Annotated in this window: 12 protein-coding genes; 4 read left to right on the top strand and 8 right to left on the bottom strand. The window is 64.1% G+C overall.

Annotated features, from left to right (window positions below; translation table 11 throughout):
• Positions 1–266 precede the first annotated feature (266 nt).
• A complete protein-coding gene (mtnA, locus tag L1P09_RS06100) occupies positions 267–1343 on the bottom strand; it encodes an S-methyl-5-thioribose-1-phosphate isomerase (protein ID WP_029886219.1) in 1077 nt (358 codons plus the stop codon).
• Positions 1344–1547: 204 nt separating this feature from the next.
• Here mtnA and ubiG point away from each other — a divergent pair, with 204 nt between their 5' ends.
• The 3 genes from ubiG to L1P09_RS06085 all read left to right on the top strand — a co-directional run bounded on the left by ubiG (position 1548) and on the right by L1P09_RS06085 (position 3826).
• Positions 1548–2246 (top strand): bifunctional 2-polyprenyl-6-hydroxyphenol methylase/3-demethylubiquinol 3-O-methyltransferase UbiG, encoded by a 699-nt coding sequence (ubiG, locus tag L1P09_RS06095; protein ID WP_009686004.1) that lies wholly within the window; start codon positions 1548–1550, stop codon positions 2244–2246.
• Positions 2247–2248: 2 nt separating this feature from the next.
• Positions 2249–2920: an N-acetylmuramic acid 6-phosphate phosphatase MupP gene (gene mupP / locus L1P09_RS06090; RefSeq protein WP_029886220.1), complete on the top strand. Its 672-nt coding sequence runs from the start codon at positions 2249–2251 to the stop codon at positions 2918–2920.
• Between the two features lie 165 nt (positions 2921–3085).
• The gene (locus tag L1P09_RS06085) at positions 3086–3826 is read left to right on the top strand and encodes a YciK family oxidoreductase (protein ID WP_235768590.1); all 741 of its coding nucleotides are present in this window, start codon (positions 3086–3088) and stop codon (positions 3824–3826) included.
• A gap of 62 nt (positions 3827–3888) precedes the next feature.
• Here the strand turns inward: L1P09_RS06085 and L1P09_RS06080 are convergent, their stop codons facing one another.
• The 7 genes from L1P09_RS06080 to L1P09_RS06050 all read right to left on the bottom strand — a co-directional run bounded on the left by L1P09_RS06080 (position 3889) and on the right by L1P09_RS06050 (position 11749).
• Positions 3889–4674, bottom strand: coding sequence for a TenA family transcriptional regulator (locus L1P09_RS06080; RefSeq protein ID WP_054890379.1), 786 nt, complete (start codon positions 4672–4674; stop codon positions 3889–3891).
• A 30-nt stretch (positions 4675–4704) separates the two neighbouring features.
• Positions 4705–7161, bottom strand: a complete 2457-nt coding sequence (locus tag L1P09_RS06075; RefSeq protein WP_235768589.1) for an EAL domain-containing protein — start codon at positions 7159–7161, stop codon at positions 4705–4707.
• A 134-nt stretch (positions 7162–7295) separates the two neighbouring features.
• Positions 7296–9128, bottom strand: coding sequence for an ABC transporter ATP-binding protein (locus L1P09_RS06070; RefSeq protein ID WP_029886223.1), 1833 nt, complete (start codon positions 9126–9128; stop codon positions 7296–7298).
• Positions 9121–9753 (bottom strand): DsbA family protein, encoded by a 633-nt coding sequence (locus L1P09_RS06065; RefSeq protein ID WP_029886224.1) that lies wholly within the window; start codon positions 9751–9753, stop codon positions 9121–9123. The genes L1P09_RS06070 and L1P09_RS06065 overlap by 8 nt, the downstream gene beginning before the upstream one ends.
• A 3-nt stretch (positions 9754–9756) precedes the next feature.
• Positions 9757–10689, bottom strand: a complete 933-nt coding sequence (gene trhO / locus L1P09_RS06060; RefSeq protein ID WP_009686013.1) for an oxygen-dependent tRNA uridine(34) hydroxylase TrhO — start codon at positions 10687–10689, stop codon at positions 9757–9759.
• Positions 10690–10917: 228 nt separating this feature from the next.
• Positions 10918–11214 (bottom strand): BolA family protein, encoded by a 297-nt coding sequence (locus tag L1P09_RS06055; protein WP_235768587.1) that lies wholly within the window; start codon positions 11212–11214, stop codon positions 10918–10920.
• A 10-nt stretch (positions 11215–11224) separates the two neighbouring features.
• A complete protein-coding gene (locus L1P09_RS06050) occupies positions 11225–11749 on the bottom strand; it encodes a DUF2059 domain-containing protein (protein ID WP_009686015.1) in 525 nt (174 codons plus the stop codon).
• Positions 11750–11903: 154 nt separating this feature from the next.
• Here L1P09_RS06050 and L1P09_RS06045 point away from each other — a divergent pair, with 154 nt between their 5' ends.
• On the top strand, positions 11904–13298 hold the full coding sequence (locus L1P09_RS06045; protein WP_235768585.1) for a class II fumarate hydratase: 1395 nt from the start codon (positions 11904–11906) through the stop codon (positions 13296–13298).
• Positions 13299–13648: the final 350 nt, after the last annotated feature.

Raw genomic sequence — 13648 nt, 5'->3', positions numbered from 1 at the left:
ACTTCGCAGCTCCATCAAGGGCCGAACGAAGCTCGCCGCCGCAGCGCATAAGGGTGCGACGACTTACGACAAATCAATGAGTTGTGCCATGGATCTGCGCAATGAAGGCCGCCGTGATGGGCGGCCTTGGAAACTGCCGGATGTTACCACAAAGGCGGGTGCGGTGGGGAGATGTGGCGGGCAGCCAGAAGCAGGTTCGAATCTTGATTTGCTGGTGCCTGTGCCGGCCTCTTCGCGGGTTTACCGCGAAGAGGCCGGCACATGTGTCAATGCAGGCGCTTGCGGCACATCAACTGCGCCAGCTTGGCGGTATCCGGACGTTCGACAATGCCGCGCTCGGTCACGATCACGTCGATCAGGTCTGCCGGGGTCACGTCGAACACCGGGTTGAACACCTCGACCTCCGGGGCCACCCGGGTGCCGGCGTAATCCAGCAGTTCATCGGCCTCACGCACTTCCAGGGGGATATCCTCGCCGGTCGCCAGGTTCAGGTCGATGCTGGTGCTGGGCGCCACCACCATGAAGCGCACGCCATGGTGCATGGCGCTGACCGCCAGCTGGTAGGTGCCGATCTTGCCGGCCATGTCACCATTGGCGGCAATGCAGTCCGCCCCCACCACCACCCAGGTGATGCCCTTGGTCTTCATCAGGTGGGCCAGCGCCGAATCGGCGCACAGGGTGGTCGGGATGCCTTCGTTGGTCAGCTCCCACGCGGTCAGGCGCGAGCCCTGCAGCCAGGGGCGCGTCTCGCCGGCATACACCCGCTCGACCATGCCTTCGAGGTAACCGGCACGGATCACCCCCAGCGCGGTGCCGAAGCCCCCACTGGCCAGCGCACCGGCATTGCCATAGGTGAGCAGGGTCTGGGCGTTGCCCTGGTGGCGGCGGATCAGCTCGGTGCCGTGCTGGGCCATGGTCAGGTTGGCTTCACGGTCGCTTTCGTGAATGGCCAGCGCTTCGGCCTCGCACGCGGCCAGCACATCTTCGTCCGGGCGCAGGCGCTGCAGGCGCTCGCGCATGCGGTTCAGTGCCCAGAACAGGTTGGCAGCCGTGGGGCGCGCCTCGGCCAGGGTGAGAAAGTCCTCTTCCAGGTCCAGCTCCCAGTCACCACCTTCGGCCAGCCGCTCTTCCAGGGCCAGCACCAGGCCGTAGGCCGCCGCGATACCGATCGCCGAAGCACCGCGCACCGCCATGTCGCGGATCGCGGCTGCCACCTGCGCGACATTGTCGCAGGCCAGCCAGCACTCCCGGGACGGCAGCAGGCGCTGGTCGAGCAGGTGCAGGACGCCGCCCTGCCAGCGGATCGCGGTCACCTTCTCCGCCGCCAATAGTCGCTCGCGCATTGCCTCTCCCTGTCGTTCGGATATCAAAAGCCGGCGATTATAGCGAGCCTGGGGGCCGAGCGCTCGGGTATACTCCGGCCTTTTCGAGCGCAAGCCGCAAGCTACGAGCGGCAGGAAAAAGCGAATGCGTACAAGGTCTGCTTTTTCTTGCTGCCTGGGGCTTGCAGCTTGCAGCTTAATAGCCAAGCTTTTGAGGACTGCCCAATGAGCAACGTCGACCGCGCCGAAATCGCCAAGTTCGAAGCGCTGGCCCACCGCTGGTGGGACCGTGAAAGCGAGTTCAAGCCGCTGCATGAAATCAACCCGCTGCGCGTCAACTGGATCGACGAACGCGCCAGCCTGGCCGGCAAGAAGGTGCTGGACGTAGGTTGCGGCGGCGGCATCCTCAGCGAAGCCATGGCCCTGCGCGGTGCCAGCGTTACCGGTATCGACATGGGCGAGGCGCCGCTGGCCGTGGCCCAGCTGCACCAGCTGGAGTCTGGCGTGCAGGTGGAGTACCGGCAGATCACCGCCGAAGCGCTGGCCGAAGAAATGCCTGAGCAATTCGATGTGGTCACCTGCCTGGAAATGCTCGAGCACGTACCCGACCCGTCGTCGGTGATCCGTGCCTGCTACCGCATGGTCAAGCCAGGCGGCCAGGTGTTCTTCTCCACCATCAACCGCAACCCCAAGGCCTACCTGCTGGCCATCGTTGGCGCCGAGTACATCCTGAAGATGCTGCCGCGCGGCACCCATGACTTCAAGAAGTTCATCCGCCCCTCCGAACTGGGCGCGTGGAGCCGTGATGCCGGCCTGCAGGTCAAGGACATCATCGGCCTGACCTACAACCCGCTGACCAAGCACTACAAGCTGAGCAGCGACGTCGACGTCAACTACATGATCCAGACCCTGCGCGAGGAATGAGCATGCGTTTGCGAGCGGTACTCTTCGACATGGACGGCACCTTGCTCGACACGGCGCCGGACTTCATCGCCATCTGCCAGGCCATGCTCGCCGAACGCGGCCTGCCGCCGGTCGATGACACGCTGATCCGCGGGGTGATTTCCGGCGGTGCGCGGGCCATGGTCGCCGCCACCTTCGCCATGGACCCTGCAGCCGAAGGCTTCGAGGCCCTGCGCCTGGAGTTCCTCGAGCGCTACCAGCGCGACTGCGCGGTGCACAGCAAGCTGTTCGACGGCATGGCCGAACTGCTGGCCGACATCGAGAAAGGCAAGCTGCTGTGGGGCGTGGTCACCAACAAACCGGTGCGCTTCGCCGAGCCGATCATGCAGCAGCTGGGCCTGGCCGAGCGTTCGGCGCTGCTCATCTGCCCGGACCATGTGAAAAACAGCAAGCCGGACCCAGAGCCGCTGATCCTGGCCTGCAACACCCTGAACCTGGACCCGGCCAGTGTGCTGTTCGTCGGCGACGACTTGCGCGACATCGAGTCGGGCCGTGACGCCGGCACCCGTACCGCCGCGGTGCGCTACGGCTATATTCACCCAGAAGACAACCCCAACCACTGGGGCGCCGACGTGGTGGTGGACCACCCGCTGGACCTGCGCAAGGTGATCGACAGCGCGTTGTGTGGCTGCTGAAGCTGCTGAAGCTGCAAGTTGCAAGTTGCAAGTTGCAAGTTGCAAGCCACAAGCCACAAGCTGCAGCAGCCCACATCGCCCAGCTTTTTCTTGTAGCTTGAAGCTTGAAGCTTGAAGCTTGAAGCTCGAAGCTTGCAGCTAAAGCCCCGAATCAAGGACAGAACCATGTTCGACTACACCGCCCGCCCCGACCTGCTCAAAAGCCGGGTCATCCTGGTTACCGGTGCCGGCCGCGGCATCGGCGCTGCTGCTGCCAAGGCCTACGCCGCACTGGGCGCCACCGTGCTGTTGCTGGGCAAGACCGAAGCCAACCTGAACGAGGTCTACGACCAGATCGCGGCCGCCGGGCATCCGCAGCCGGTGGTCGTTCCGTTCAACCTGGAAACCGCGCAGGCACATGAGTACGACGACCTGGCGGTCATGATCGAAGAGCAGTTCGGCCGCCTTGACGGCCTGCTCAACAACGCCTCGATCATCGGCCCGCGCACGCCGCTGGAACAGCTGTCAGGCGACCATTTCATGCGCGTGATGCACATCAACGTCAATGCCACCTTCATGCTCACCAGTACCCTGCTGCCGCTGCTGAAGCTGTCGGAAGACGCCTCGTTGGTGTTCACCAGCAGCAGCGTGGGGCGCAAGGGCCGTGCCTACTGGGGCGCCTACGGCGTGTCCAAGTTCGCCACCGAGGGCCTGATGCAGACCCTGGCCGACGAACTGGAAGGCGTGGCGCCGGTGCGGGCCAACAGCATCAACCCCGGGGCCACGCGCACAGCGATGCGGGCGCAGGCTTACCCTGGCGAGAACCCGCAGAACAACCCGCTGCCTGAAGAAATCATGCCCGTGTACCTGTACCTGATGGGGCCGGACAGCAAGGCCGTGAATGGGCAGGCGCTGAACGCCCAGTAACGGCCGAGATTGCCGGGGCCGCAGCGCGGCCCATCGCGGCCTTGCTTCGCAGCGGGGCGGGCCTACCCGGCGGCCAACGCCGGGCGCATACGCCCCTGCTGGCGCCCCTCAAGCTGCATGCACCGCTCCAGGAACAGGAACATGCAGTCGTAGCTCTTGCAGATCGCCCTGCGCAACTCGGTACGCAAGCCCAGGCTGGGGTTCTCGCCGGCCAGGGTACAGATGATTTCCAGCGCTTCCCACGGGTGCGCATCGTCATACTGGGCGTGCATCTTCAGCCATTTCATCGCCCGCTTGCGCCCTTCCTCCGGGAAGCCCATGGCGTAGGTGTCGGTCGAACACACCACTGCCGACCATTCGCCCGTAGCGCCTTCGATGGCATAGTTGGTCGCGGCCATGGCAATGGCCAGGTTCTCGGTGGCACACACCCGCCAGCACCAGTCGTTCAGGCCGTTGAGCTCCGGCGGCACGTCCTGGGCCTGCAGGTCGTGCAGGTGCACACCATGCGCCTGGCACCAGTTCACCCAGTAATCGGCATGGTTGAGCTCGACCCGGATATTGCGCATCAGCCAGCGCCGTGCCATGTCCTCACCCTGGTGCCGACCGTAGCGGGTCTTGGTCAGGTTGTGGGCCATGTACAGCGAGAACTGCTCCACCACCGGCCAGCCGCCAATCAGGTACTGGCGAATGGTCGATTGCTTCAGCTGGCCATCGCGCAGGCGTGCATAGAACTCATGCTCCACGACCCGGCGCTTGCTCTCGCGGCAATCTTCAATCAGCTGCTGAGCCCATTGAGGGTAACTGGCCGGGTCCATCAACGGCCCGATACGAACGAATGCATCAATCACTTTCAGCTCCTTGATCCTTGTGATTTCCAGCTAACGAAAGGTGCCAGGTGCACGCTGCAACAGAGGCCGGGCGGCGATCCGTTGGCGCTGCAGACTGTCACAGGTGAACACCTGGGGGCGTTCGATCAGGTAGCCCTGGGCGTAATCCACGCCAATTTCCTGCAGGGCCTGCTCGATCAGGGGCGTTTCGACAAACTCGGCGATGGTGCGCTTGCCCATCACATGGCCGATATGGTTGATGACTTCGACCATGGCCCGGTTGACCGGGTCGTCGAGCATGTCCTTGACGAAACTACCGTCGATCTTGAGGTAATCCACGGGCAAATGCTTGAGGTAGGCGAACGAGGACATGCCGGCGCAGAAATCATCGAGCGAGAAGCGGCAACCCAGGCCCTTGAGCTCGTTGATGAAGCGGATGGCGCTACCCAGGTTGGCGATGGCGCTGGTTTCGGTGATTTCGAAGCAGATCATCCGCGGCGGAATGGCGTACTCGACGAATAGCCGCTGCAGGTATTCCAGGAACTTGTCATCGCCGATGCTCGACCCCGACAGGTTGATCGCGCAGGTCGACAGCGGCCCTTCCCGCCCCTCGTCCAGGCACTGGCGGATGACCATGAATACATTGCGTACCACCCAGCGGTCCAGCGCCGTCATCAGGCCATAGCGCTCGGCCGCCGGAATGAAGCTGCTGGGCAGGATGGTGCGGCCGCTTTCGTCGTGCAGGCGCAGCAGAATTTCGATATGGCCCGGCCCCTCGAAGGTTTTCAGCGGGGCGATTTCCTGCGCGTACAGGCAAAACCGGTTCTCTTCCAGGGCAACATGCAAACGCTGGATCCAGGCCATTTCGCCAAAGCGCATGGACAGCTCGCTGTCGTCGGCGTGGTACACCTGCACGCGGTTGCGGCCTTTTTCCTTGGCCATATAGCAGGCCATGTCCGCGGCACGTAACGAGGCCTCAAGGGTGCTGGGGGCCTGGGCCATGTGCACCAGGCCTATGCTGACCGTGGTCACGAACGGGCGGCCTTTCCACACGAAGTGCAGGCTTTGCACCAGCTGGCGCAGTTGCTCGGCGATGCGCTCGGCCTGGTCGCTGGGGCAGTTTTCCAGCAACACGCCAAATTCGTCGCCCCCCAGCCGCGCCAAGGTGTCGCCCTCACGCAGGCCAGACTGCAGCACGGCACAGATGTGCCGCAGCAGCTCGTCGCCAGCGGCGTGGCCGCAGGTGTCATTGACCAGCTTGAACTGGTCCAGGTCCAGGAACATCAGTGAATGCCGCCCGGCCTGGCGGACCAGGCCATTGAGCGCCTGCTCCAGGCGGTATTCGAACTCGCGGCGGTTGGCCAGCCCGGTCAGGGCATCATGGGTAGCCTGCCAGGACAGGTTGGCAATGTACTGGCGCTCCTGGGTCATGTCGTGCAGCACCAGCACAATGCCGGCAACCTGGCCGTCATTGACGATCGGCGAGCCCACCAGGTTGATCGATACCGTGCTGCCGTCCAGGCGCTGGATCAGCCGCGCATGCTCGGCGCCGCCGTTGAGGCTGCCGTTTAGCACCTGTTCGACCAGGCTGGTGCCGTTTTCTTCGGCGTGCTCGTCGACCAGGCTGAACAATGCCGAAAGCGGTAACCCTTGGGCCTGGGCGGCCTGCCAGTGGGTCAGCTGTTCGGCGGCCGGGTTCATGTAGCCGATGCAGCCGTCCACATCGGTGGTTATCACCGCGTCGCCGATGGCCTGCAGGGTAATCTGCGCCCGCTCTTTTTCTTCCTGCAGGGCACTGGCGAAGGCCTGGCGCTGGGCCAGCAGCTTGCTGGAGCGGCGCCAGGCGATGCTGATCAGGAACATGGCGGTCAGCAGGTTGGTGACCAGCAGCACCCGCAGCAGCATGCGCGACCCTTCGCCCAGCGCATCGCTGAAGGCCTTGGCCGCCGGCGTTACCCCTTCGTTGATGCTGACGATGCGCGCTTTCCAGGCTGCGACCGTAGCGGCGTCCACCGGGCCCGCAGCGAAACGCTGGTGTATCTCGCCTGCCAGCACATCCAGCTTGTCCAGGTAATCGTCACCGACGTTCCAGTAGTCGATGGCGGTCTGCATGTAGCTGATGTTGCGGAAGTTGCGGTAGAACCAGATGATCCGTTGCACGTCGTCGGCATGGTTGCCGCCCTGCAGTACCGCCTGGCGCGCGGCTTCCAGGTCGGGGTGCGGCTGGTCGAGCAACTCGCGCACCTTCTGGTCGCCCTGGGGCACGGTTATGGCCTGGCGATAGCGCTGGTAGGTACTCTCGTCGCGGGTTTCGGCGTATAGGTTGAGGTAATAGATGGCATCTTTCTGCGCCTTGGACCACAAACTCTCGCCCGCAACGTAAGCGCGCACGGACGACAGCGTGTACAGGCTGAGGCTACCCAGTGCCACCTGGAAGACCACGACGGCGATGAAGGGCCAGGTGATGCCCAGCAACTTTGGCGCTTCGAGTGTGCGATGTCCCTTCATGGAGTCCCTGTCACAGAGCAGATAAGGCGCAAATCGACCCAGACAAGCACAGCGTAGGCCATTTGCCATCGCTGTGAAGGGGATTTTTATGACAAGGCAGCGGGGGCTTTGCGCAGCCTGGGTCGGCCCAGGATTCAGCTCTGTTGCAGATGCCCGTACAGCTTGGCATACAACCCACCTTCGGCAATCAACTGCTGGTGGTCGCCATCTTCCGCCACATGCCCACCATCGAACACCAGCACCCGGTCGGCCTGTTTCACGGCCGACAGGCGGTGGGCGATGATCAGCGTGGTGCGGCCACTGAGGAAGCGCGCCAAGGCCTGGTGCAGGTTGTATTCGGTGGCCGCGTCCAGCGCCGAAGTGGCCTCGTCGAGGATCACCACCTTGGGCTCGGCCAGGACCATGCGGGCGATGGCCAGGCGCTGGCGCTGGCCGCCGGACAGGCGCACACCCGACCGCCCCACCACACTGTCCAGGCCCTGCGGCAAGGCGGCGATGGTGGCGTCCAGCTGGGCGATGCGCAGCGCCTGCCAACAGGCCTCGTCACTGCAGTCACGGCCCATGGTGAGGTTGGCACGCACGGTGTCATTGAACAGCGATGGGTGCTGCAGTACCACTGCCACGTTTTCGCGCAGGGTTTCCAGGCCGATTTCCTGCAAGCTGGCCCCGCCAAAGCGGATGGTCCCGGCCTGGGCGCTGTACAAGCCCAGCAGCAGTTGCACCAGGGTGCTCTTGCCGCCGCCGCTGGCACCGACAATGGCCACCTTCTCACCCGGCGCGATCGACAGGTCGAGGTGGTCGAGCACGGGCTCATCGGCATAGGCAAAGCGCAGGTCACGCACCTCGATACCGACCGTGTCACGGCCGGCGAACGGGTCGCTGGCCGCCGGGTACTGCGGCTCGTCGGCCCGCGCCAGCAGCTCGTTGAGGCGGTTGAGGGCGCCGCCGGCGGCATAGTAGGCGTATTGCAGGTTGAGCAACTGCTCGACCGGGCCGATCATGAACCACAGGTAGCTGAACACCGCCAGCATCTGGCCGATCGACAGGTCGGAAAACAGCACGGTCAGCATGGCCGCCGCGCGGAAAATGTCGATACCGAACTGGAACAGCAAACCGCTGGCGCGGCCACTGGCGTCGCTTTTCCATTGCGAGTCGACGGCATAGTCGCGCACTTCACGGGCACGCAGGCCCAACCGGCCGAGGAAATAGCCCTGGCGGTTGCCGGCACGTATTTCCTGTATGGCATCGAGGGTTTCCGCCAGGGCCTGGGTGAACCGCGCGGTGCTGTCGTTCTCGAGCTTTTTGAGGTGCTTGACGCGTTTGCCCAACTGCACGGTGAAGTAGATCACCAGCGGGTTGAACAGCAGGATCAGCAACGCCAGTTGCCAGTGCATCCAGATCAGGATGGCGGCCGTGCCGGTCAAGGTGAGCATGGCCACCAGGAAGCGGCTGAGGGTTTCGCCCACGAACTTGTCGAGGGTGTCCAGGTCGGTGACCAGGTGCGTGGTGACCGTACCACTGCCCAGGCTTTCGTATTCCTGCAGCGAAATACGCTTGAGCCGCTCGATCAGGCGGATGCGCAGGCGGTAGACGATGTCCTTGGCCAGGCCGGCGAACAATTTGGCCTGCACCACGTTGAAGGCCAACGCGGCCAGGCGCAGGCACAGGGTAAGGCACAGCATCAGGCCGATGTAGCCGGCAGCCACCTGCCAGCCCGACGGCAGCAGGTGGTTCATCCACTTCAGTGCCGCATCACCATGGCCGAGCAGCACTTCGTCTACCAGCAACGGCAGCAACAGCGGAATGGGCACGCTGCAGCAGGCCGCGAGCACGGCGATCAGGTTGGCCGACCAGAGCTGCTTGCGGTGGTGCAGGGCCAGCCGGCGGATTTCCGCCCAGCTCAGCCGATCGGCCGCCGTGCAGGGCTTGCCCGGTACCGGGTCCGGGGACCCAGGCAGGTCAAGCACAGGTGGCCTGCTGCAGCCAGCGGCCGAGCAATGGTTGCAGGCGCTCCAACGGCTGGTAGCCGTTGGTCAACAGCGCCACTTGGCCGTTGCGCTCGGCGAGCAGGGTCGGAAAACCGGCGATGCCCAGGTCCTGGGCCCAGACGAAATCGGCCGCGGTGGCGGCGCGGGTATCGGCCTGGGCGAAGGTGGTGGCGAATACGGCCCGGTCGAAACCGGCCTGTTCAGCCAGGTCGACCAGCTGTGGTGCGGTGGTCACATCCATGCCCTGCTCGTAGAACGCGCGCTGGATCAGCGCCAGCAGCGGCCAAACGCGCTCGCCACCCAGTTCGCGGGCGCTGACCAGGGCGCGGCAGGCCGGCTCGGTGTCGTAGACGAAACCGTCCGGCATGGCCCCTTCGAAGCGGAACGCCTGGCCCGTGGCATCGGCCACCGCCTGCCAGTGTTCGAGGATGTACTTGCGCGTGGCGCTGTCCAGCGCACTGCCGCCGGTGCGCAGCCCGCCCACCACCAGGTGGGTGGGCACACCCGCCTCATGCGCCTGGGCGATCAGGGCCGCGGCCACTGGCGCGAAACCCCAGCACCAGGAGCACATCGGGTCCATCACATAGATCAGGCGGGCAGACATGCATCAGGCCTCGGCTTTGTAGTTGTAACCGATCGGGTGCGGCAGGTTGCGCGCCTTGGCCAGCTCGATCTGCTTCTGCCGGTCGATGGCGCTGCGGCGGGTCTTTTCGCTCAGGGTGTCCCAGCAATGCGGGCAGCTGACACCTGGCGAATAATGCTCGGACGCGCGCTCCTGGGCATTGATCGGGTGGCGGCAGGCGTGGCACTGGTCGTACTCGCCCTCGCTCAGGTCATGGCGCACCGTGACGCGGTTGTCGAAGACGAAGCAGTCGCCATCCCACAGGCTTTGTTCCTGAGGCACTTCCTCGAAGTACTTCAGGATGCCGCCCTTGAGATGATAGACCTCCTCGAAGCCTTCACCGAGCATATAGCTGGAGGCTTTTTCGCAGCGGATGCCGCCGGTGCAGAACATGGCCACCTTCTTGTGCTTGCTGGGGTCGAAGTTGGCCTTGATGTACTCGGGGAACTCGCGGAAGGTTTCGGTCTTGGGGTCGATGGCGCCCTTGAAGGTGCCGATGGCCACTTCGTAGTCGTTGCGGGTGTCGATCAGCAGCACTTCCGGGTCGCTGATCAGGGCGTTCCAGTCCTTGGGCTCGACGTAGGTGCCCACGGCCTGGTTGGGGTCCACGCCGGGCACGCCGAGTGTAACGATCTCTTTCTTGAGCTTGACCTTGGTGCGGTAGAACGGCTGTTCGTCGCAGTACGACTCTTTATGGTCGACATCGACCAGGCGTGGGTCGCTGCGCAGCCAGGCCAGCAGGCCGTCGATGCCTTCGCGGGTGGCCGACACGGTGCCGTTGATGCCCTCATGGGCCAGCAGCAGGGTGCCCTTGACCTGGTTGTCGAGCATGGCTTTGAGCAGTGGCTCGCGCAACTCGACGTAGTCTTGCAGGGTAACGAACTTGTACAGCGCCGCGACGACGATGGCTTGGGACATGAAGCAGGTTCTCCAGGTGGTTGCCCTCGTAAGGGGCGGACCGGGTTTGACGGTGTGGCAAAAAAAACAGGGGGCGCTTTGCGCCCCTTTCGCGACGCAAGGCCGCTCCTACAGGGACCGCACCCGCCATCAGGCTGTGCAGTCGCTGTAACAGCGGCCTCGTGTCGCGAAAGGGCCGCAAAGCGGCCCCCGGATCTTGCAGGATTCTACCAGAACAACAGCAAGGTTTCAGTGCCCGCCGCCGGCGCATACCGGCGAGGCCGGTGCAGCGCCGACCTTGGCCCACTCTTCGCCGGTGTAGGTATGAATGGCCAGGGCGTGGATCTGGCCCATCAGCTCACCCATGGTGGCGTACACCTTCTGGTGGCGCTTGACGCTGTTCAACCCGGCAAACTGCTCGCTGACGATCACTGCCTTGTAGTGGGTCTCCTGACCACGACTGTGCATGTGGCTTTCATCGAGCACTTCCAGGTGTTGCGGCGCCAGGCTGGCCAGCTGCTGTTCGATACGCTGTTGCATGGTCATTGCGGCTTACTCACTTCTTCGCTGGGGCGGCGGCCTTGCCAGCGTTCGGGTCCAGCTCTTTGGTCATGTCTTCGAGCAGCTTGTTCACCACCGGTACGGCCGGCTCGAGGCTCTGCTGGGTCAGCTGCGCCGACTGCTGGGTGACCTTGGGCATTTCGCGCAGCACTTTCTTGCCCAGCGGCGACTCGTAGAACTTGACCAGGTCCTTGAGTTCCTGCTCGGTGAAGGTCTGAGTGTACAGGTCTACCATCTTCGGCTTCAGCTTGTTCCAGCCGATGGCGTTGTCCAGCGCGGCGTTGGCCTTGGCCTGGTAGCTTTCCAGCACCGGCTGCTTGCTGGCCGGGGCTTTGGTCTGGGCGAAGCGCTGGGCGAACATCTGCTGGACCTGCATGTACACCGGGGTGCCCAACTTGTCGGCGTTGGCCAGGGTCAGGAATTTCTCGGCAGCAGCGTTGTGGCTGGCGGTGGCAGCGAGTACCTGGCCGCTGGCGCAAACCAGGGCAACGGCGGCACAAAGGACACGGAGACGGGTCATTGCATTTCCTTCAGAGAGAGGGAGGCGGGTACCTCAGAGTAGAGCATTCTGCGCCGTGGTAGCGCGGTGCTCAAGTGGCACGACGAGCGACTGAACCGCTCGGTCGAATCAAGGCCTAAACTGCGAATTCGAACTACACAGGAGTGAGTACAGAATGAGCCGTATCGAGACAGACAGCCTGGGCCCGGTCGAAGTTCCTGAGCACGCCTACTGGGGTGCGCAGACCCAGCGTTCGCTGATCAACTTCGCCATCGGCAAGGAACGCATGCCGCTCGCGGTGGTGCACACCCTGGCGCTGATCAAGAAGGCCGCGGCACGCGTCAACGACCGCAATGGCGACCTGCCGGCCGACATTGCCCGGCTGATCGAACAGGCCGCCGACGAGGTGCTGGCGGGCAAGCACGACGACCAGTTCCCGCTGGTCGTGTGGCAGACGGGCAGCGGCACCCAAAGCAACATGAACGTCAACGAGGTGATTGCCGGGCGGGCCAATGAACTGGCTGGCCAGGGCCGGGGCGGCAAAACGCCAGTGCATCCCAACGACCACGTCAACCGCTCGCAAAGCTCCAACGACTGCTTCCCGACCGCCATGCACATTGCCGCGGCGCAGGCCGTGCAGGAAAAACTGCTGCCTGCCATCGGCGAACTGTCGGCCGGGCTGGCCGAACTGGCGGCGCGGCACAACAAACTGGTCAAGACCGGCCGCACGCACATGATGGATGCCACGCCGATCACCTTCGGCCAGGAGGTATCGGCCTTTGTTGCCCAGCTGGACTACGCCCAACGCGCCATTCGTGCCACCCTGCCGGCCGTATGCGAACTGGCCCAGGGCGGTACCGCCGTGGGCACCGGGCTGAATGCCCCGCACGGTTTTGCCGAAGCCATTGCCGCCGAACTGGCAGCCGAGTCCGGGCTGCCGTTCGTCACCGCGCCAAACAAGTTCGCCGCCCTGGCCGGCCATGAACCGCTGACCAGCCTGGCCGGCGCGTTGAAGACCCTGGCAGTGGCCCTGATGAAGATCGCCAACGACTTGCGCCTGCTGGGCTCCGGGCCGCGTGCCGGGTTGGCCGAGGTACGCCTGCCGGCCAACGAGCCGGGCAGCTCGATCATGCCGGGCAAGGTCAACCCCACCCAGTGCGAGGCGCTGTCGATGCTGGCGTGCCAGGTATTGGGCAACGATGCGGCGATCGGCTTTGCCGCCAGCCAGGGGCATTTGCAGTTGAACGTGTTCAAGCCGGTGATCATCCACAACCTGTTGCAGTCGGTCGAGTTGCTGGCCGATGGCTGCCGCAACTTCCAGCAGCACTGCGTGGCGGGTATCGAGCCCGACGCCCAGCAGATGGCCGCACACCTGGAACGCGGGTTGATGCTGGTGACCGCGTTGAACCCGCACATCGGTTATGACAAAGCCGCGGAGATCGCCAAGAAGGCCTACAGCGAAGGCAAGACCCTGAGGGAGGCCGCGCTGGAGTTGAAGTACCTGACCAATGAGCAGTTCGACCAGTGGGTAAGGCCGGAGAACATGCTGGCACCGGGTGGTAAAGGCTAAATTATTGATTGTTTGTACTGGCCCTATCGCTGGCAAGCCAGCTCCCACAGGGTGCGCAATGCTCAGGCCTGAGGTAACCCCTGTGGGAGATTCTATGGTTCCTGGCAAGGGTAGCCGGAGCATCTTCAGCGCCTGTGAGATCGAGCGCCGCCCGCGCGGCGCAATCGCGAGCTGCGCTCGCTCCTACGTTTGTTTCGGGCCAGTAACGCCTGTGACAGGCGCGCGCGGCCGCCTTGTTTGTACGGCGCGATATCGAGGCATGCACCAAGGCGTTCGCGCGCAAATCCCACAGGAATAATTGGCCCGAAACAAACGTAGGAGCGAGCGCAGCTCGCGATGCGCCGCGCGGG

The organism is Pseudomonas juntendi (assembly GCF_021560075.1).
Classification (GTDB): Bacteria; Pseudomonadota; Gammaproteobacteria; order Pseudomonadales; family Pseudomonadaceae; genus Aquipseudomonas; species Aquipseudomonas juntendi.
The sequence above is the reverse complement of the archived record's forward strand: the minus strand, read 5'-3'. Positions and strand labels throughout refer to the sequence as shown.

Coding starts and splice junctions, on each gene's coding strand:
- L1P09_RS06085 (WP_235768590.1), top strand. CDS start 3,086: ATGTTCGACTACACCGCCCGCCCCGACCTGCTCAAAAGCCGGGTCATC.
- mtnA (WP_029886219.1), bottom strand. CDS start 1,343: ATGCGCGAGCGACTATTGGCGGCGGAGAAGGTGACCGCGATCCGCTGG.
- L1P09_RS06065 (WP_029886224.1), bottom strand. CDS start 9,753: ATGTCTGCCCGCCTGATCTATGTGATGGACCCGATGTGCTCCTGGTGC.
- mupP (WP_029886220.1), top strand. CDS start 2,249: ATGCGTTTGCGAGCGGTACTCTTCGACATGGACGGCACCTTGCTCGAC.
- L1P09_RS06050 (WP_009686015.1), bottom strand. CDS start 11,749: ATGACCCGTCTCCGTGTCCTTTGTGCCGCCGTTGCCCTGGTTTGCGCC.
- L1P09_RS06055 (WP_235768587.1), bottom strand. CDS start 11,214: ATGACCATGCAACAGCGTATCGAACAGCAGCTGGCCAGCCTGGCGCCG.
- L1P09_RS06045 (WP_235768585.1), top strand. CDS start 11,904: ATGAGCCGTATCGAGACAGACAGCCTGGGCCCGGTCGAAGTTCCTGAG.
- trhO (WP_009686013.1), bottom strand. CDS start 10,689: ATGTCCCAAGCCATCGTCGTCGCGGCGCTGTACAAGTTCGTTACCCTG.
- L1P09_RS06075 (WP_235768589.1), bottom strand. CDS start 7,161: ATGAAGGGACATCGCACACTCGAAGCGCCAAAGTTGCTGGGCATCACC.
- ubiG (WP_009686004.1), top strand. CDS start 1,548: ATGAGCAACGTCGACCGCGCCGAAATCGCCAAGTTCGAAGCGCTGGCC.